The sequence below is a fragment of the Nocardia crassostreae genome, from assembly GCF_001613405.1.
Lineage (GTDB): Bacteria > Actinomycetota > Actinomycetes > Mycobacteriales > Mycobacteriaceae > Nocardia > Nocardia crassostreae.
Genome location: NZ_BDCH01000014.1, coordinates 125,181 through 144,632 on the forward strand (window position 1 = coordinate 125,181; position 19,452 = coordinate 144,632).

Consider the following 19,452-nt stretch of genomic DNA (forward strand, 5'->3'; position numbering starts at 1 on the left):
ATGGATCCTGCCGTCGGGCGGATGCCGGGCGAAGAATAGAGGCAGAGCTCGAACTCTCGAATTACTCGGGGCGACAACGGCGTCGCCTGGACGGGCGGCCCTGCCACAATGGCGTGACGGCGGCACCCGCGGCGAGTAGCGTACAGCCTCGGACCAACTCGAAGATCCAACTCGAATCGGGGGTGCCGCACCCGGGCCACCACCCGCCTCAGTGGGATCACCACACGTGCGGAGGGGTTGGCACGACCTCGAATATCTCGCTCACGGGCAGTCGGGGGGTCGGCGGCGGGGGCGTCGCATCGGCGGGCGCGGTGCCGATCCTGATCAGGATCTGAGGCTGCTCCGGGCGGCCGGTGAGTGCACGCACGACGGCCCGGCTGGGTGGCAGTTCGGTGAGATGGGTCAGCGCGCAGGTGGCGTAGCCGATGACCGTGCATTCGAGCAGGACCGTGGACAGTGCCTCGCCGCAGCGGACCAACTCCTCCGGGGTGTCACCCGCGGACAGCACCGCCACCACGGCCTCGTCACCGGCGATCTCGGTCCGACGGTCCGGGGCGCTCGTCGTCGGCAGAGCGCGGCTCACCGCGACACGCGCTCGCTCGCCCGCGGAGATCCGGGCGTCGGGCGGGATACCGGCCGAGGCGGGTGAATCGCTTGCCCACCAATGTAACTCGGCCTGATAGGGAGTGTCGTGGCGGCGTAGGCTGGTGACCAGCCGGGAGGCGCGGGCAAGTTCCGCGCCGGTACTCGCGGGCAGCACGGTCAGCAGCGCATCGCGCGGATCGACGAGCAGCCGCAGCACGACCTCGAACTCCCGCCACCTCGCCGGGGCCAGCAACGGCAGCCGGTCGGTGCGCCGCCGCTCGATGGCGTTCGCGCGGTCGCGATCGGCATCGGTGACGAAGCGGGCGCGCTCGAAGGACACCGTCGCCACATGGACGTGATGGGCCGGGTCCGGGAAGTAGGCCACCCGGGTATCCCAGCCCTCCGCGGCCAGCGCGGCACGCAGATGGCCGAGCACCACACCGCAGCTGATCAGCAACTGCCGACCCGACGGATCGGCCGCGTGCAGCAGGCGGCCGGAAACGGAGTACAAGTGCAGCACCGACCCGTCGAATACCCACCGCCACGGCTGACTGTTGTGCAGCGAGGGCGCGCGACCGGCTCTGCCGACGGCGAGTTCGACGGTTTCGTGCGTGGGTACTGGACTCATAGGCCCACGCTAGAAGGGTCGGGCGCCGGAGACAGGGGCCCTTGGTCCCTGGACCGGGGACACAGGCCACCGATGATCGCGGGGGTGGCCCAACGCCGCCCACGCCGGGACCTCCGACTCTAGGACCATCGGTCACCGATGCCCACCCTTGGACTCGTGACCGAGAGCAAATGGACTGTGCCGGTGATCGATTCGCGCCATCACGACGCCGTCATCCTGGATATGGACGGTGTCGTCACCGATAGCGCGTCGGTGCATGCCGCCGCGTGGACGGAGATGTTCGATCGGTTCCTGGCGGCGCGGCCGGAGGCGGCGGGGGAGGATCACGCACCGTTCACCGCCGCGGACTATCTGCGGTCGGTGGACGGGGAGCCGCGTTATCGCGGGGTCGCCGATTTCCTTGCCACCCGCGGTATTTCGCTGCCGTGGGGCGATCCCTGCGATGCCGAGGACGCCGGTACCGTGTGTGCGCTGGGCAACTGGAAGGACCGCCTGTTCAAGGAGCGGCTCGACCGCGACGGCGTGCCCGCCTTCGCCTCGACCGTCGCGCTGATTCGCCGGTTGCAGACGGCGGGCATCGGGGTGGCGGTGTTCTCGGCGAGCCGCAATTGCGCCGAGGTGCTGCGGGCGGCCGGTATCGGGGACCTGTTCCCGGTGCGCGTGGACGGCATCGTCGCCGAGGAACTCGGGCTGGCGGGCAAACCCGATCCGGACATGCTGCTCGAGGCTGCCCGGCGGCTGGGCGCGGAGCCGGGCCGCACGGTGGTGATCGAGGACGCCGAGGCCGGGGTCGCCGCCGGGCGGGCGGGCGGATTCGGGCTGGTGATCGGCGTGAACCGCGGCGATCACGCGCAGCGACTGCGTGACCGCGGCGCCGACATCGTCGTGGACGATCTCGCCGAGGTGGCCTTGCGGATCGGATTCCGGCGCATGTCGGAGGTACCGGACGCGCTGACATCGTGGGTGCGCATCAGCGATCTGCTCGATACCGAGAAGATCGCGGTACTCCTGGATTTCGACGGCACCCTGTCGGAGATCGTGCCCGCACCCGGGGCCGCCACCCTCGTGGACGGGGCCGCGGCCGCGCTCGAGCGGCTGGCGGCGCGGTGCCCGGTCGCAATAGTCAGCGGCCGTGAACTCGACGATCTGCGGGCCCGGGTCGGCGTCGACGGACTCTGGTACGCGGGCTGTCACGGGTTCGAACTGCGCGCCCCGGACGGGACCACCCATATTCACGACGCCGCCCCGGGCGCGGAACAGGCCCTCGCCGAGGCGGCCGCGGAACTGCGCGGACGGCTGTCGGACATTGCGGGAATCCTGGCACTACCGGCAGGTCGCCGCCGACCAGGTCGCGACGGTGGTCTCGGCTGTGCACGAACTGGCCGCCAAACAGAGCCTGCGGGTGACCCCGGGGCGCAAGGTGGTCGAACTGCGGCCGGATATCGACTGGGACAAGGGCTCCGCCCTGCGCTGGATTCTCGGGCATCTGACCGTCTCGGTGCTGCCGGTCTACCTGGGCGACGATCTCACCGACGAGGACGCCTTCGACGCCGTGGCCGCCGACGGCCAGTCCATCGTGGTGCGGCACGGCGAAAACGGCGACCGCCGCACCGCCGCCCGGTTCGCGGTGCCGGGGCCCTCCGGCGTCCGGATCCTGCTGGATCGCCTGGCCGAACAGTTGAGCACCGCGGCCGAGACCGCCGCTTCCGATTCCTGGGTGCTGAGCTTCGACGGTTACGAACCGGCGCACGAGCGGCTGCGCGAGGCCCTGTGCACGGTGGGCAACGGCTATCTGGGAGTCCGCGGCGCGGCGCCGGAATCGGTGGCGGGGGAGCGGCACTATCCGGGCACCTATGTGGCGGGCGTCGGCAACCGGCTCGACGACCGCGTCGCCGGGCGCACGATCGACAACGAGAGCATGGTGAATCTGCCCAACTGGTTGCCGGTGACCTTCCGTATCGGCGACGGCGACTGGTTCGACCTCGACAGCATCGAATTGCTTTCCTACCGGCAGGAATTCGATCTGCGGCGGGCGGTGCTCGAACGGCGGATCCGCTTCCGCGACGCCACCGGCCGCATCACGCGGGTGCGCCAGCGCCGCTTCGCGTCCATGCACGAACCGCACCTGTGCGCGCTGGAGACCGCGGTGACCGCCGAGAACTGGTCGGGGACAGCGATTTTCCGGTCCGCGGTCGACGGTTCGGTGAGTAACGACCTGGTGGCGCGCTACCGCGAGTTGTCGCACACGCATCTGGAGACGGTGTCCGCACGCCAGCTCTCGGCCGAATCGGTGCTGCTGGAAACCCGGACCACGCAGTCCGCGATACCGATCGCCACCGCGGCGCGCGGTACCCTGCACCGCGACGGCGTGAAGCTCCGTCCCGCAACGGAACTCATCGACGGCGACGGACGTATCGGACACGACCACAGTGTCGCGATGGACGCCGGGGACACGGTCGTCCTGGAGAAGGTCGCGGTCATCGCCACCGGCCGCGACCATGCCGTGTCCGCGCCGGGCGATGCGGCCGCCCGCTGGCTGGACACCGCGGGACGATTCGCCGACCTGCTCGAACGCCACACCGCCGCCTGGGAACACCTGTGGGACCGGCTGCGCATCGACCTCGACGGCCATGGCGACGGCGCGGTGCGGGTCATGCGGCTGCATCTGGTGCACCTGGCGCAGACCCTGTCCCCGCACACCGCCGATCTGGACGTGGGCGTCCCGGCGCGCGGCCTGCACGGCGAGGCGTATCGCGGGCACGTGTTCTGGGACGAGCTGTTCGTCTTCCCGCTGCTGAATCCGCGTTTCCCCGATCTGACCCGAGGGCTGCTGTGCTACCGGCACCGCCGGTTGCCCGAGGCGCGGCGCGCGGCCACGGCGGCCGGACTGAAGGGTGCGATGTTCCCGTGGCAATCCGGCAGCGACGGCCGCGAGGAGAGCCAGCTGCTGCATCTGAATCCGCTGTCGGGACACTGGAATCCGGACCCGAGCGCGCGCGCCCGCCATATCGGCAGCGCCGTCGCCTACAACGTGTGGCAGTACTATCAGGCCACCGGGGATATCGAATTCCTGACCGGCCGGGGCGCGGAGCTGCTGGTGGAGATCGCGAGGTTCTGGTCCAGCGCGGCCGACTACGATCCCGCCCACGATCGCTATCACCTGCGCGGCGTCATCGGCCCCGACGAATTCCACACCGGATCGCCCCGCGCACCCGGCGCGGGCGTCGACGACAATGCCTACACCAATGTGATGGCGGTGTGGACGCTCATGCGGGCGCTCGAGGCGCTGGACCGGCTGACCCCGCGGGCGCGGGCGGAATTGCTGGAATCACTGGCGGTTTCGCCCGCGGAGCCGGCGCGCTGGGAGCATGTGAGCAGGCGCATGTACGTACCGTTCCACGACGGGGTCATCAGCCAGTTCGAGGGCTACGACGAACTGGCCGAACTGGATTGGGACGGCTACCGCCGCCGCTACGGCGACATCCAGCGCCTGGATCGCATCCTCGAGGCGGAGGGCGACGACGTCAACCGCTACAAGGCCGCCAAGCAGGCCGATGTGCTCATGCTGTTCTACCTGCTGTCGTCCGACGAACTGCGCGAGGTACTCGACCGGCTCGGTTACGCACTGCCCGGTGAGATGATCCCGCGGACCATCGACTACTACCTGGCGCGCACCTCCCACGGCTCCACGCTGAGCGCACTGGTGCACGCCTGGGTGCTGGCGCGGGCCAACCGCGCCCAGGCCATGGACTTCTTCGCGCGCGTGCTGGAATCCGATGTGGCCGACGTTCAGGGCGGCACCACCGAGGAGGGCATCCACCTGGGCGCCATGGCGGGCAGCATCGACCTGGTGCAGCGCTGCTTCACCGGTATGGAGATCCGCGCCGACCGGCTGATCTTTCACCCGCATTGGCCCAGCGAGCTGGGCATCCTGAGGTTTCCCATCGTCTACCGGGGGCACCGCCTCACCGTCCGCATCAGCGCGAGCGAGCTCGAGATCGGCGCCGATCCCGGCACCGCGGACCCGGTGGAGATCCACTGCGACGGCCGCACCGAACTGCTGGCGGCCGGTACCACCGTGCGCATCCCGCTTCCGGCCGTGGGCCTTTCGTCCCCGGACCGGTGACGAGAGACCGCAGAACGGACCCGCCCGGTCTTTCTACGGTGAATTGACCGGTTCGCCGGAACACCGACAACCCACGGAATATCGGAGGTCACGATGACACACCAGGACCATGACCCGCACCGACTGGCCTCCTCCGCCGTGGTCGTCGGGGTGGACGGATCCGCGGGATCCGAACGCGCACTGCACTGGGCCGCGGACTACGCGGCCGCGCGCGACCGGGAGCTGTGCATCGTGCACGGCCTGGAACTGGCTGCCGCGGGCAGTGTCTTCGGACCCTACGAGGTGATCATCCCGCAGGTCGTCGACAGCCTGCGGGCCCACGGCCGCGCCCTGCTCGCGCACGCCCGCGCCGAAGCCCTGCACAGTCGGCCCGATCTGCGGGTGTCGACGTCCATGACCTCCGATACCGGGACCGAGCTGCTGATCGAGCGCAGCGCCGAGGCCTATGCGGTCGTCCGAGGCGCCACCGGGACCATCGGCACGACCGCCCACCTGGGTTCCACACTGCTCGCGGTGACCAGCCACGCGCAGGGCGCGGTGATCGTGGTGCGGCCGGAGGACAAGAACGGCACCGTGATCCGGGACTCCGGTCCGGTCGTCGTGGGCATCGACGGCAGCCCGATCAGCGAGGTCGCCATCGCGGCCGCCTTCGCCGAGGCGGCCGAGCGCCGCACCGGATTGGTGGCCGTGCATGCCTGGAGTGATTGGGACACGGGCAGATTCGCGGGCCGGGGGACGACGGTGACGTTGAACGGTCTCGAAGGCGTGGAGGAAGCAGTGCTGGCCGAGCGCCTGGCGGGCTGGCAGGAGAAGTATCCGGAGGTGCACATCACCCGGCGGGTGTTCATGGACGATCCGGCCGCGGCGCTGCTGGATTGGTCGAAGACCGCGCAACTGGTCGTGGTCGGCAATCGCGGCCGCGGCGGATTCAAGGGCCTGCTGCTCGGATCCACCGCCCACACCCTGGTCCAGCACGCGCACTGCCCGATCATGGTGGTGCGGCCCGATCGCGAAGAGGAAATCCAGTCATGACCATGACCATGTCCGGCGCCCACACCGGTTTGCGCGAGGATCTGATCGACCTGGACGCGTGGTGGCGCGCCGCGAATTACCTCGCCGCCGGGCAGATCTACCTGGTGGACAACCCATTGCTCGCCGAGCCGCTGCGGCCCGAGCACATCAAGCGACGGCTGATCGGGCACTGGGGGACCGTGCCGGGCGTGACGCTGACCTACGCGCACCTCAATCGCGCGATCATGCGCACCGGCCAGGAAATGCTGTTCGTTCTGGGCCCGGGACACGGCGCGGCGGCTCTGAACGCCGCGACCTGGCTCGAAGGCACCTATTCGCTGCGGCATCCGGAGGTCGGGCAGAACCTGTCCGGGATACGAGAGTTGTTCCGGCAGTTCTCTTTTCCCGACGGCGTACCCAGCCATGCGGGACCGCACCTGCCCGGATCCATTCACGAGGGCGGCGAACTCGGCTACTCGCTGGCGCATGCGACCGGCGCGGCCTTCGACAATCCGAATCTCGTGGTGGCCTGCATGATCGGTGACGGCGAGGCCGAAACGGGCGCGCTGGCCACGAGCTGGCACGGGTCGCTGTTCCTGGACCGCATCACCGACGGCACCGTGCTGCCCATCCTGCACCTCAATGGCTACAAGATCGCCAATCCGACACTGCTGTCGCGTATGTCGCGCGGCGAACTCGACGCCCTGCTGACTGCACAGGGCTGGGAGCCGATGTACGTCGAGGGCAAGGATCCGGCCGAGGTCCACGAACGCTACGCGACGGTGCTCGACGAGGCGCTGGCGCGTGTTCGCGGGATCCGCGACGACGCCGAACAGGGCGCCGGGCCGCGTGATCCCTACCGGCCGATAATCGTGCTCATCACCCCGAAGGGCTGGACCGGACCGGCGGTGGTCGACGGTGTGCCGGTGGAAGGCACCTTCCGCGCTCATCAGGTGCCGCTGGCCGGTGTGCGCGACAATCCCGAACACCTTGCGCAGCTGGAGAAGTGGCTGCGCTCCTACCGGCCCGAGGAGTTGTTCGACGCGGAGGGGCGGCCCGTGGACCGGATCGCGCGACTGCATCCCGAACACCTGCGCATGAGCGCGAACCGCGCCGCGCACGGACACGACAGCATCGATCTGCGCCTGCCCAGTCCCACCGACCACGCCCTCGGATTCGCCTCGCCCGGAACGGAAATGGCCGAGGCCACCCGGGTACTGGGCGGCTACCTGCGCGATACGCTCGTCGCCAATCCGCGCAATCTGCTGTTCTTCGCGCCCGACGAACTCGCCTCCAACCGTCTCGACGCGATCCTGGAGGTGACCGGACGGCGCTGGCGCAGCACCCGCGAACCGGGGGACGACCACCTGTCCCCGGACGGCCGGGTCATCGAAGTGCTTTCCGAGCACCTGTGCCAGGGCTGGCTCGAGGGCTATCTGCTCACCGGCAGGCACGGCGTCTTCACCACGTACGAGGCCTTCGCCCACATTGTCGACTCCATGGTCGTCCAGCATGCCAAGTGGCTGCGCATGGCCGCCGAATTCCCGTGGCGCGAAACCATTCCCAGCCTCAACTACCTGATCACCTCGCACGTGTGGAGACAGGACCACAATGGCGCCTCACATCAGGATCCCGGCTTCATCGACCACGTGCTCAGCAAGCGCCCCGAGGTCAGCCGGGTCTACCTGCCGCCGGATGCCAACTGCCTGCTGCACGTGTTCGACCACTGCCTGCGCAGCCGGGGCCGGATCAATGTCGTCGTCGCCGGAAAGCAACCCGCCCTGCAATATCTCGACGACGATGCCGCCCGCGTTCACTGCGAGCGCGGCCTCAGCGTCTGGCGCTGGGCGAGCGCCGACCAGGACCGCCCCACCGAGGTCGTCCTGGCCTGCGCCGGTGACGTCCCCACCCAGGAAACCATGGCCGCCGCCGCTCTGCTGCGAGAACTGGTGCCCGACTTGGCCGTTCGCGTCGTCAATGTCGTGGACCTGGCCCGCCTCTTCCCGCCGGACCGCCACCCCCACGGCATCTCCGACCCCGAATACCGCGACATCTTCACCGCCGCCCCGGTCGTCTTCGCCTTCCACGGCTACCCCTGGCTCATCCACCGCATCGCCTACCGCCGCCCCGGCCACGACGGCCTGCACGTCCACGGCTTCACCGACAACGGCACCACCACAACCCCGTTCGCCATGTGCGCCATGAACGGCATCGACCGCTACACCCTCGCCGCGGCCGCGCTCGCCGAGGTGCCGCGACTGTCCGCGCACCACGCGGGACTCACCGCGGAGCTCACGGCCCGGCGCGAATCCGCCCTGTCCTACATCCACCGCTACGGCGACGACCCCGCCGACATCACCGGCTGGCGCTGGCGGCCGACCGCTTCGTGAAAGGACGGTGGTCGGCGTGCACGACCTCGCTCATCTCGGATTGTCCGAACGCATCGGCGCGATACTGAACCGGCATGCGGCGGTCGGGCTCGCGGCCGGTGTGGTGCGCGGTGGCGAACTGGAATCCTTTGCCGCACACGGCGTGGCGGACATCGCCGAACAACGGCCGATCTCCCCGGATGCCGTGTTCCGGATCGCGTCCATCACTAAGACGTTCACCGCCGTCGCGCTCATGCAGCTGTGCGAGCGCGGGCTCGTCGATCCGGACGCTCCCGCGCACGACTATCTGCGTTCCTATCGGCTGACCGCCGCGGGCTTCCGCCCGCCCACCATCCGCCAACTGCTCACCCACACCTCCGGTCTCGGCGAGACGCTGGGTCCGGCCCAGTTGCTGCGCCCCGACTTCGGCGAGAGCGTCGACCCGGGCCGCCGGATGCCCACGCTGAGCGAGTATTACGGCGGTGAACTGCGCGTGCGTGCCGAACCCGGCACGCGCTGGATCTACACCGATCACGGCTTCGCCACACTCGGACAGATCATCGCCGACGTCACCGGAACCGACCTACCGAACTACCTGCGTGACAACATCTTCCGCCCACTGGGCATGACCTCCACCGATCTCGGGATATGGCACACGCCCCGCTCGCGGCTGGCCACCGGATACACCCTGCGCGCCCGCGGCCCGCGTGCGGTGGTGCATCGGGAGATGGTGACGGCCGGTGCCTCGGCCGCCTACTCCACCATGGCCGATATGGCGCGTTACGCGGCCGCCCTGCTCGGCGGCGGCGCGAACACACACGGCACCGTGTTGCGGCCGGACACGGTCGCGACCATGTTCGCCCCGCAGTACCGGCCCGAGGTACGGCTGCCCGGCATGGGTTTGGCGTTCTTCCGCCAGGATCTGGGCGGCCACGCAGTCGTCGAACACCAGGACATCCTGCCCGGATTCGATTCGCAACTCTGGCTCGCCCTCGACGACGGAATCGGCGTCATCGTCTTCGCGACCGGCGCGCACCGCGGCATGCTCTGGCTACCCGCCGAAACCTCCCACCTGCTCGGCGGTCTGCTCGGCGTCCCCGAGCCCGCGATCAACCCTGCCGTACCGCACCGCCCCGCAGTCTGGCCCGCCATCTGCGGCCGCTACCGAATGGCAGGTTCCCTCAGCGACATCCGCGCCCGCCTGACCTTCGGCGCGGGAGTCGACGTCCGAATCCGCCGCGGCATTCCGATATTGCGCATCCTCACCCCGATTCCCGCCCTACTCCACGGTATTCCACTGCATCCCGACGACGAGAAGGACCCGCTGGCATTCCGCATCGACCTGTCCGAATTCGGCCTCGGCACCGCATGTATCCTCTTCGACACGGCCGCACCATCAAGCGCCACCACCCTGCGCAACGACCTGCTACCCATGACCCTGCATCGCACCCGGTCCTGACCCCGCCGGATTCGCACACTGCGGAATGATCAACACCCCACGGTCGGTGCAGGATTTGTCATAGCCTTGAGACATGACTGCATTCGAACCAGTGCGGCCACCCGGCGTGCCGAAGCATTGGCTGCCCTGCTCCTCCTGTGAGGCCACCGGAAAGAGAATGATCCCGCCCACAACACGTACCGATGCACTTCGAGACGTTAAATACCGGAAATGCGGCACCTGCAACGGCATCGGTTGGTACAGCCCGCCGAGGTACGAATCGCCCGGCGAACAAGGCAAGTACTACTCCGGTCGGTGACCTCACCCTGTTGCGCTGGACAATTCGTCAAACTCATGGGCCCCGCCCCGGATAGGCGGGGCTCACCTGTGTTGATGCGCTCTTGTGGATGATCTACTCGAGCAGGCGGATGAGCAGGCTCCATAGTTGGTCTCGCTCGGAAGCCGATAATGTGTCAAGTAGGTCGCGTTGGACGCCGGAGAGCGCCGCGTCCAGCTCATTCAGCCGTTGTCGGCCTGTGCGGCTCAACGTGATCAGATTCCGGCGCCGATCGTTGGGATCCGAAGTGCGTGCGACGTATCCCATCTCCGTCAGTTCCTTGAGCATTGTGTGCATATCGCTCTGGTCGATGCCGCACCGTTGACCGATCCGCACTTGGCTGTCGGACCCGAATTCTTCGAGTGCGGCGAGGATCGCGAAATGGTAAGCGCGGCCGTCGACCGCGGCCATCGCTTCGCCGATGAGCCGATGTGCTCGCACAGCCGCCTTGCTGATCAGCCAGGTCGGCCCACGAGAATTGAGGTGGAGCAATGTCACTGACCTCCGAACAAGCCCGTGCTGTCAGCACCCGCGTACGCGCGCACGCTGTAGAGCTCGGTGCCCGAGTCACGGTCGCGATTGTCGACGGAGGGGGGCACGTGGTGGTGGTCGATCGCATGGACGGCGCCCCGCCGCTGTCGGCACGAATCGCCCCCGCGAAAGCTTCTAGCGTCGCACTGTTCCACCGCGACGGCGGCGAGCTGGTGCGCATGCAACAGGCATGGCCGGCGCTGTTCGCGCAGCTGGACGCGGTCGCGGGCACGCCGATCGTTGCAGGGGCGGGTTCTCGCCTGATCCGCCACGGCGATGTCGTGGTCGGGGCGATCGCGGTCAGCGGCGGCGTGCCCGAACAAGACGACGCATGCGCCGAGATAGGGCTGATGTCCCTGCGGTCCGTGATTCCCGCTTAGCAAACGCCGACTCCTTCTCGCCTTCCTCTGTGCACGGACCCTGCCGTGTACAGAGGAAGCCATGCGGAGCCGCATGAGCGAATCCGACGCCAGACGCGCGGCGACCGCCGCTCTCGCACGCCATACTTGAAGATCCGCGGTTGCTCAGAGCTTTGTAACTCACAGTAGGGACCCGAAATGTCCGTGGATGCAGCAGTTTTCGGGTTTGCAGGAGTGATTGTCGGATCGCTGGTCACATCCCTTGCAACGATCTGCAAGGAAGTGGCTACGACACACTCGGACAAGAGCATGGCCATCGCGCAAATGGGAGACACCGACTGCTACTGGATGGTCAGAGGCAATCCTGCAGATGGATTCTCTTCGGGCAAGGGTGTTCGACGACTCTCTTCGCGACCTCGCGAACGAGATCCGGGTGGCTGCAGGGAAATCCGTCTGGGCGACAAGCTTGGACGCAGCCAAGGCGGCGAGCGAACCGCTGGAAGGATTGAACGATCGCTTCAACCGTCGTATCGGCACTCGTCTGCCGAATTTATATTGACACCGCGGTGTGCACGCGAGCGGGGCCGACGATCGATGAAACGCGCAGCATTCTGCATGAGTGGACATCTGCGCATTCGTCCTCGTGGATGCCGGTGGGACCACCGGTTTCGGTGTCGGGTGTCGGGTGTGATCGGGCCTGTATGGCCCGGACGGTGAACCGCGTAGGGGGCGGGATGGCTGTTATCGGGGCGCGGCGGCCAAGGCCAGCCCGATCAGCGCGATGACTTTGCCGATCTCGAGGCCGACGTACCAGTAGTGCGCACGCGATCTCGGGCCTTCCGCACCTGCCAGCACCTGGTCGGTGCGGCGGGTAAGGATCGGTCGGACCGCCAGTAGCTGTACGGTCAGTACTCTGACCGCCGAACCCAGCCACCACCAGACGGGATTGCTCGGTCGGGTCACCGTGGTGGCGGCGAGGAGCGCGAGCGCGATCAGGGTCTCGGCGGTGTTCAGCGCCCGGAACACGAGCCGTCCGATGCCGAGTCCGAGGGGGATGGTGATGCCCGGGGCCCGGAATTTCAGCGGTGCTTCGAGGAACGAGATCGCCAGGACCATGCCGAGCCAGAGCATCGGCAGGAACCACAGTAGGTGTTGCGCAAGCGATTTCACGATGATCGACGCTACCTGCGGGAATAGCCGAGGCTAGAGGCTTTGTGCCCCGCAGGATGGGGTGACGGGGTGACTTTGGTCCATGGTCGCCGGGACTTTGGCCTCCGGGACTGTTGTTTTCGGGTCTGCGAGACTCGACGCGCCGGACAAGCCGGTACTCCGCCCGGACGCCGGGCCGGGCCGGGACCCTGCATAACTGGCCGGGCTCGGCGTCTCGTGGATTGCGGGGCGCCGATGAGGGTAGAAGGCCACCACCTCGGGGGGCCGCGGAGGTGACCTCGGGCTCTGCCGCCGCGGCCGTGCCGATCGCATTGTGAAGGGCAGAGGCATCCGAAACCCTCTGAGAGGCAAAGACAATGCACTGGCCAACGGCTGCGGTGCTCATCGCACTGCTCATCACCATCACGGCGATCGTGACCACCTATATCAGCACGAAATCCGGACCCAAGCAGTAGTGCCGAATCGCCGGAAAGCCGAGCGGTCGCGGCGCGGTCCGGACCGTTGCGGGGCAGGCGAATTCGGGGCAGGACGGCCCGCCGGGGGATGACCTAGTTCTCTGGGGAGTGGCGGCGGACCGGTGTATGCTGAGAGCACATCGCAACGAGGAGAAGCCATGAGTGACAATGCGCGCCGCCCGTTGACGGGCGGGGAGGGCTGACGGTCATGTCGCGGAATCCGGAACCGGGCCTGCGCCTGTGGCGGCTGCGGCCCTGGAATTCCAGCCCGCTCATGCGCGGCTCGGATCGCTGGCAGGCGACCTGCCGCCTGCTGATGATCGCACTGGCATTGCTGGCGGTGCCGATCGCGGGTGTGGCGGGCACGGCGGCGTATACGAATTCGGTGGCGCGGATCGAGGCCGACAATGCGGTGAAATCCCCGGTGATGGCGGAGGTGGTGTCCGAACCGCGGTCGACGGCTCCGGCCGCGCGATTAACGCGGCCCCGATACGAAGCGCTGGTGCGCTGGGCGCGCGAGGGCCACGGGGAGGAGACCGCCAGACCGCCCCCGGCAGCGAGGTGACGGTCTGGCTCGGCGGCGACGGGCGACCCGCGGATGCTCCGCTCCCGCCGGGCAGCGCGGTCTGGGAGGGGATCGCGACCGCGCTGGCGGTGCTGACCGCCGCCTGGGTCGCCGCAGCGGGCCTGGACTGGTGGATCGCCCTGCTGCTCAACCACAGGCGTGGCCTCCAGTGGGAAGCCGAATGGCGTGGCCTCGGCCGTCCGATCGAAACATAGTGAGATGAACCGACATTCGAGGAGTGCCCCGTGACCGAAAACACCACCGCACCGGCGGGACAGTTGAATTCACCGATCGTCGTGGCCGTCGACGGTTCGGCGGTGTCCTATTAAGCCGCCGCGTGGGCGGCGATCGATGCCGGACTGCACGGTTGCCCGCTGCGGATCGTGACCTCGGTCGCCGTGCCGACCGGATTCAGCCCGGCCACGGTGTTGACCGACGCGGATGTGCACGAGTTGCGCCGCGACGGTGAGCGCGTCGTGAGCGAGGCCGCCCGGGTGGCCCGCTCGGCCGCGCTCGGCCGGGCGATCGAGATCGACACCGACGTCACCGTGGACCTGATCATTCCCTTCCTGCTCGAGCAGGCGCCGCGCACGCGCATGCTGGTGGTGGGTAGCAGGGGACTCGGCGCGTTCCGGCGCGGTCTGCTCGACTCGGTCAGCACCGCGGTGACCCACCACGCGAGCTGCCCGGTCGCGGTCATCCACGCCACGGCCGCGGCCGATCCGGTGTCGGCCGACAAGCCGGTGCTGGTCGGCGTGGACGGAACGGCCAATAGCGTGCCCGCCCTGGAACTGGCGTTCCAGGAGGCGTCGCTGCGCAAGGTCGGTGTGGTCGCGCTGCACGCCTGGAGCGATGCGACCGGTCCCTACGGCACATTGCTGCCCGGCTGGGACGCCATTCGCGAGGAGGAGAGCTTGCGGTTCGCCGAGAGCATGGCCGGATATCAGGAGCGGTATCCCGATGTCCGGGTGCGCCGCATCCTGGTCATGGACCGCCCGGTCCGTGCACTCGTCGATGAGGCCGAGAACGCGCAATTGGTGGTGACCGGCAGCCGCGGCCGCGGCGGATTCAGCGGAATGCTGCTTGGCTCCACCAGCGCCGCCCTGTTGCACAGCGTGGATTGCCCGATGGTGGTCGTCCGGGCGCGCTGACACCCACGGCAGACCATGACGCCGAGGTCCGCAGGGCCTCGGCGTCACGCGCTGGGTTCGATGGCGAGCAATGGATGCAATCGCGATCGTCCTCAAGGATGTGTCGGAATGGACTGTGGCGCAGGAAGCTTCAGGGCCTGCGCGATATCGTCGGCCCACAGTTCGACGGCGGTCCAGTCGCGTAGGTCCCCGTAGCGCGCGCCGCCCAGCAGGCGGTACAGGATCCGCGCGCCCAGCGAGACGCCGATGCGTTCGTAATGGCCCGCGAAGAGCCGGTATTCGCGCGGAGCGAGGGAATCACGCACCCGGGCAATGCGTTTGGGCACGATGCGGCCGACCCGGCGGCCGATCGGCCCGCGCAGCGCCGGTCCGAGACCGACGCCGAACAGCCAGAGATCGAGCGCGGTCAGCTGATCGCGGTGGTACTTGACGTAGGTCTCGGCTTCGGGAAGCAGCGCCCTATTGTGCACCGCGCTCCCGAGCACGACCGCGTCGAACCGGGACAGCTCGGGGGCGTGCTCGACATCGGCGACCTCGACGGTCGCACCCCGCGCGGTGAGGTATTCGCCGATGAACTCGGCGATCTCCCGGGTCGAGCCCTGCGCGGTCGCGTAGATGACGGAGATACGGGAAGTCTTGTCGTTGTCCATGGGTCGAGCCTGCGCACCGGCGAACCGGACGGTGAGAGGACTCGTGCCCGGGGTGCGGGGACCATGGTCACCGGCCGATCTTGTCCGTGCGTGCGCCGCTGAGCCGACGACCGAGGTCACCGCGGCAGTGGACTTTGCGCCCTGCCGGGCACCGGGTGCCGAGCGGTTGACTGCTGACGGGAGGACCCATGAATACTGTGAACCGACCGGGCGTCTCGGCAGTCGCGCCGACGCGCTGGGAACCCATCGAGAAGAGCGCCCGCGAGCGCACCGATGCCAACCTGACCGATTACTCCCGCTCCTGTCGCGAATTCACCTGGGACGCGGCGCGAGTCGAGATGGGTGAGATGCCCGGTGGCGGCGTGAACATCGCCTACACCGCGGTCGACCGGCATTTGGGCACCCCGCGCGCGGACGCGCCCGCCCTGCGCTGGCTGGGCGCCAAGGGTAGCCGCGTCACCCTGACCTATGCCGAATTGGCCGGTCTGAGCAACAGATTCGCCACGGTGCTCCGCGATCTGGGTGTGCGTCGCGGCGACCGGGTCTGCGTGCTGCTGGGCCGTACGCCGGAACTCTACGTCGTGATTCTGGGCGCGTGGAAGGCGGGCTGCGTGGTGTCGCCGCTGTTCTCTGCCTTCGGTCCGGAACCGGTGCGGCAGCGGCTGGAGATCTCCGGCGCCACCACCCTGATCACCACGACGGACCTCTACCGGCGCAAGGTCGCCGGGCTCCGCGCCGAACTGCCCGCGCTGCGGCACGTGCTGCTCGCCGACGCCGGACCCGACGATGTGGAGGTGGACGACACGCTGGGACTGCCACTGGCAATGGCCTTGGCCGATCCGAAGTTCCCGATCGTGCGCACCGGTCCCGAGGATCCGGCGCTGCTGCACTTCACCAGCGGCACCACCGGCAAGCCGAAGGGCGCGGTACACGTGCACGGTGCGGTGCTCGCGCATCAGGTGACCGCCCGCTACGCGCTGGATCTGCGGGCGGGCGACACCTTCTGGTGCACCGCCGACGCGGGCTGGGTGACGGGCATGTCCTACGGCGTGATCGCGCCACTGTGCCTGGGCGCCACCGTGATCAGCGACGAGGCCGAATTCGATGCCCTGCGCTGGTATCGCATCCTGACCGAGGTGCGGGTGACGGTCTGGTACACCGCGCCCACCGCGCTGCGCATGCTCATGCGCCGCGGGGACGACCTGCCCGCGGGCACCGATCTCGCGGCGCTGCGGTTCGTGGCCAGCGTCGGGAAACCGCTGAATCCCGAAGTCGTGGAATGGGGCCACCGCGTGCTCGGACGTCCGGTGCACGACAACTGGTGGCAGACCGAGACCGGCGCGATCATGATCTCGAATCTGGCGTCGGCGCAGGTGCGCCCGGGCTCGATGGGACGGCCGCTGCCCGGTATCGAGGCCACCGTGCTGCGGCGCGGTCCCGATGGCCGCGCCGCCGTGGCGGACGGCTCGGTCACACCGGCCGAAGTGGGCGAGGTCGGCGAACTCGCACTGCGCCCGGGCTGGCCGGCGATGTTCCGCGGCTATTGGAATGATCCGGACCGGTACGCGAAGGCATTCGCGGGCGGCTGGTATCTGTCCGGCGATCCGGCCCGCCGCGACGCGGACGGCTACTACTGGTTCGTCGGCCGCGCCGACGACGTGATCAAATCCGCGGGCCACCTGATCGGGCCGTTCGAGGTGGAGAGCACGCTCATGGAGCATCCCGCGGTCGCCGAGGCCGGGGTGATCGGCATCCCGGATCCGGTGGCCGGGGAACTGGTCAAGGCATTCGTCCTGCTGCGGCCGGGATTCGAGCCCAGCTACGAATTGCGCACGGAACTACTGTTCTTCGGCCGCCGGGCCCTCGGCGCGGTGGCGCCCAAACGGATCGATTTCGCCGACAGCCTGCCGCACACCCGCAGCGGCAAGGTGATGCGCCGCCTGCTGAAGGCGCGCGAACTCGGCCTTCCCGAAGGTGACGTCTCGACCTTGGAAGGTGTGTCGTGAGCGCGACCGAGACAGCGGTGCACGAGGACCCGGCGCATGGGGACCCGGCGCGTGAGGATCCGGTGCACGAGGATCCGGTGCTCGGCGAGGTCGCGGGCGCGCCGGAACCGCGGCCGGAGAACAGTCGAATCGCTTTGCTGCGGCAGATGATTCGTATCCGCCGGTTCGAGGAACGCTGTGTGCGGCTCTACAGCGCCGAAAGGATCCGCGGCTTCCTGCACCTCTACATCGGTGAGGAGGCCATCGCGGCCGGGCTGCTGAGTGAGATCGGGCCCGCCGACGCCGTGGTCTCCACCTACCGTGAGCACGGGCACGCGCTGGCCCGCGGCATTCCGATGGCCGCGCTCATGGCCGAGATGTTCGGCCGCGCGAGCGGATGCAGCGGCGGGCGCGGCGGTTCCATGCACCTGTTCGACGCCGGACGGCGCTTCTACGGCGGCAATGCCATTGTCGCGGGCGGGCTGCCGGTGGCGGTCGGGCTGGCGCTGGCCGACGCGCTGCGCGAGCGGCCGGTGGTCACCGTCTGCCTGTTCGGCGACGGGGCCATGGCCGAGGGCGAATTTCACGAATGCGTGAATCTGGCGGCGCTGTGGCGGCTTCCGGTCCTGTTCGCCTGTGAGAACAACCGGTACGCCATGGGCACGGCGCTGGCCCGCGAGCACGCGGTCACCGATCTCGCGCTGCGCGCGGCCTCCTACGGCCTGGTATCGTGGGCCGTGGACGGTATGGACGCCGAAGCGGTCGCGGAGGCGACCCGGCGCGCCGTGACCGCCATCCGGGCGGGCGGCGGACCGTGCTTCCTCGAACTGCGCAGCTACCGTTTCCGCGCGCACTCGCTCTACGACGCCGACAAATACCGGCAGAAGTCCGAGATCGAGGACTGGAAGACCCAGGACCCGATTCCCCGGCTCTCGTCGGCGCTCATCGCCTCGGGCGAGCTGGACGAACCCGGGCTCGCCGAACTCGAACGCGCCGCCGCGGCCGAACTCGACGCCGCCATCGTGGCCGCCGAAGCCGCCGCGGTGGAACCCATCGCCGATCTGACCCGGCATGTCTACGCGGAGCCGTCATGACCACCACCTACCGGGAAGCCCTGCGAGAAGCCCTTCGGGACGCGCTGATTCGTGACGATCGAGTCTTTCTGATGGGTGAGGACGTCGGCGCCTACGGCGGCTGCTTCGGTGTGAGCCGCGGTCTGCTCGACGAGTTCGGCCCGCAGCGCATCCGCGATACCCCATTGAGCGAATCGGCGTTCGTTGGCGCGGGAATCGGTACGGCACTGGGCGGTATGCGGCCGATCGTGGAAATCATGACCGGCAATTTCAGCCTGCTGGCCCTGGATCAGATCCTCAACAATGCCGCGACCCTGCGGAACATGTCCGGCGGGCAGCTCGGGGTCCCGCTGGTGATCCGCATGGCCACCGGCGCGGGCCGCCAGCTCGCCGCCCAGCACTCGCACAGCCTGGAAGCCTTCTACGCGCACATCCCCGGACTGCGGGTGCTGTCGGCGGCGACGGTGGCCGATGCGCGCGGAATGCTGTGGACCGCACTGCAAGACCCGGACCCGGTCCTGCTCTTCGAACCCATCGCGCTCTACAACAGCGAGGGCGAACTGCCCGCGGACGCGGGCCCGGCGAACATCGACCGAGCCGAGATCCGCCGCCCCGGAACCGATATCACGGTCGTTGCCTACGGCGGCACCCTGCACGTCGCCGAGGCCGCCGCCGAACAGGTCGCCGCCGAGGGCATTTCCGCCGAGGTCATCGACCTGCGCACCCTGCGCCCGCTCGACGAGTCCACCCTGCTCGCCTCGATCACCCGCACCCACCGCCTCGTCGTCGTCGACGAGGGCTGGCGCAGCGTCGGCCTCTCCGCCGAAATCGCCGCGCGCGCAGCCGAACACGCCTACTACGACCTCGATGCCCCCGTGCAGCGGGTGTGCACCGCCGAAGTGCCCATCCCGTACGCCAAGCAACTGGAAGAAGCGGCGCTGCCGCAACCGGACGCCGTCGCCGACGCCCTCCGCAAGGCGGTGAGCTGAATGCCCCAGTTCGTCATGCCCTCCCTCGGC

The 19,452-nt window shown here is 68.8% G+C and carries 15 protein-coding genes and 1 pseudogene; 12 read left to right on the top strand and 4 right to left on the bottom strand.

Annotation, left to right across the window (positions count from 1 at the left end):
* Nucleotides 1-217: 217 nt before the first annotated feature.
* A complete protein-coding gene (locus tag NC4_RS13165) occupies nt 218-1,213 on the bottom strand; it encodes an Acg family FMN-binding oxidoreductase (RefSeq protein ID WP_067537091.1) in 996 nt (331 codons plus the stop codon).
* Between the two features lie 138 nt (nt 1,214-1,351).
* Here NC4_RS13165 and otsB point away from each other — a divergent pair.
* The 4 genes and pseudogenes from otsB (at nt 1,352) to NC4_RS13185 (ending at nt 10,178) form a co-directional block, all read left to right on the top strand.
* Nucleotides 1,352-5,339, top strand: a pseudogene (otsB, locus tag NC4_RS13170) (trehalose-phosphatase).
* Nucleotides 5,340-5,432: 93 nt separating this feature from the next.
* A complete protein-coding gene (locus NC4_RS13175) occupies nt 5,433-6,371 on the top strand; it encodes a universal stress protein (RefSeq protein WP_067537094.1) in 939 nt (312 codons plus the stop codon).
* A gap of 2 nt (nt 6,372-6,373) precedes the next feature.
* Nucleotides 6,374-8,740 carry a phosphoketolase family protein gene (locus tag NC4_RS13180; protein WP_157554733.1) on the top strand — a complete coding sequence of 789 codons (2,367 nt, stop codon included), beginning with the start codon at nt 6,374-6,376 and terminating at the stop codon, nt 8,738-8,740.
* 16 nt (nt 8,741-8,756) lie between these two features.
* On the top strand, nt 8,757-10,178 hold the full coding sequence (locus NC4_RS13185) for a serine hydrolase domain-containing protein (protein WP_157554649.1): 1,422 nt from the start codon (nt 8,757-8,759) through the stop codon (nt 10,176-10,178).
* Between the two features lie 391 nt (nt 10,179-10,569).
* On the opposite strand, the gene NC4_RS13190 is transcribed toward NC4_RS13185, so the two are convergent.
* Nucleotides 10,570-10,992: a MarR family winged helix-turn-helix transcriptional regulator gene (locus tag NC4_RS13190; protein ID WP_067537099.1), complete on the bottom strand. Its 423-nt coding sequence runs from the start codon at nt 10,990-10,992 to the stop codon at nt 10,570-10,572.
* On the opposite strand from NC4_RS13190, the gene NC4_RS13195 reads away from it, so the two are divergent.
* Together NC4_RS13195 and NC4_RS40150 are read left to right on the top strand one after the other, a co-directional pair.
* Nucleotides 10,986-11,405, top strand: a complete 420-nt coding sequence (locus NC4_RS13195) for a GlcG/HbpS family heme-binding protein (protein WP_084529010.1) — start codon at nt 10,986-10,988, stop codon at nt 11,403-11,405. The two genes, NC4_RS13190 and NC4_RS13195, sit on opposite strands and share 7 nt — an antisense overlap.
* 349 nt (nt 11,406-11,754) lie before the next feature.
* The gene (locus NC4_RS40150) at nt 11,755-11,943 is read left to right on the top strand and encodes a hypothetical protein (RefSeq protein ID WP_157554651.1); all 189 of its coding nucleotides are present in this window, start codon (nt 11,755-11,757) and stop codon (nt 11,941-11,943) included.
* 182 nt (nt 11,944-12,125) lie between these two features.
* Here NC4_RS40150 and NC4_RS13200 read toward each other — a convergent pair whose 3' ends face one another.
* Nucleotides 12,126-12,554 carry a hypothetical protein gene (locus NC4_RS13200; RefSeq protein WP_067537105.1) on the bottom strand — a complete coding sequence of 143 codons (429 nt, stop codon included), beginning with the start codon at nt 12,552-12,554 and terminating at the stop codon, nt 12,126-12,128.
* A 663-nt stretch (nt 12,555-13,217) separates the two neighbouring features.
* On the opposite strand from NC4_RS13200, the gene NC4_RS13205 reads away from it, so the two are divergent.
* From NC4_RS13205 to NC4_RS44570, 3 genes are all read left to right on the top strand, one after another.
* Nucleotides 13,218-13,574 carry a hypothetical protein gene (locus NC4_RS13205; protein WP_067537108.1) on the top strand — a complete coding sequence of 119 codons (357 nt, stop codon included), beginning with the start codon at nt 13,218-13,220 and terminating at the stop codon, nt 13,572-13,574.
* On the top strand, nt 13,571-13,789 hold the full coding sequence (locus tag NC4_RS13210; RefSeq protein WP_067537111.1) for a hypothetical protein: 219 nt from the start codon (nt 13,571-13,573) through the stop codon (nt 13,787-13,789). The genes NC4_RS13205 and NC4_RS13210 overlap by 4 nt, the downstream gene beginning before the upstream one ends.
* A 168-nt stretch (nt 13,790-13,957) precedes the next feature.
* Complete coding sequence (locus tag NC4_RS44570; RefSeq protein WP_245721661.1) at nt 13,958-14,725, top strand: universal stress protein; 768 nt, start codon at nt 13,958-13,960, stop codon at nt 14,723-14,725.
* Between the two features lie 92 nt (nt 14,726-14,817).
* On the opposite strand, the gene NC4_RS13220 is transcribed toward NC4_RS44570, so the two are convergent.
* Nucleotides 14,818-15,375, bottom strand: coding sequence for a flavodoxin domain-containing protein (locus NC4_RS13220; RefSeq protein ID WP_067537113.1), 558 nt, complete (start codon nt 15,373-15,375; stop codon nt 14,818-14,820).
* A 188-nt stretch (nt 15,376-15,563) separates the two neighbouring features.
* Between NC4_RS13220 and acsA the strand changes: the two genes are divergently transcribed.
* The 3 genes from acsA to NC4_RS13235 all read left to right on the top strand — a co-directional run bounded on the left by acsA (nt 15,564) and on the right by NC4_RS13235 (nt 19,422).
* Entirely contained in the window at nt 15,564-17,381 is a 1,818-nt protein-coding gene (gene acsA / locus NC4_RS13225) for an acetate--CoA ligase (protein WP_067537116.1), read from the top strand.
* 77 nt (nt 17,382-17,458) lie between these two features.
* Nucleotides 17,459-18,454: a pyruvate dehydrogenase (acetyl-transferring) E1 component subunit alpha gene (pdhA, locus tag NC4_RS13230; RefSeq protein ID WP_439957504.1), complete on the top strand. Its 996-nt coding sequence runs from the start codon at nt 17,459-17,461 to the stop codon at nt 18,452-18,454.
* A complete protein-coding gene (locus NC4_RS13235) occupies nt 18,451-19,422 on the top strand; it encodes an alpha-ketoacid dehydrogenase subunit beta (RefSeq protein WP_067537119.1) in 972 nt (323 codons plus the stop codon). Before pdhA ends, NC4_RS13235 begins: the two co-directional genes overlap by 4 nt.
* The last annotated feature ends 30 nt before the right edge of the window (nt 19,423-19,452 follow it).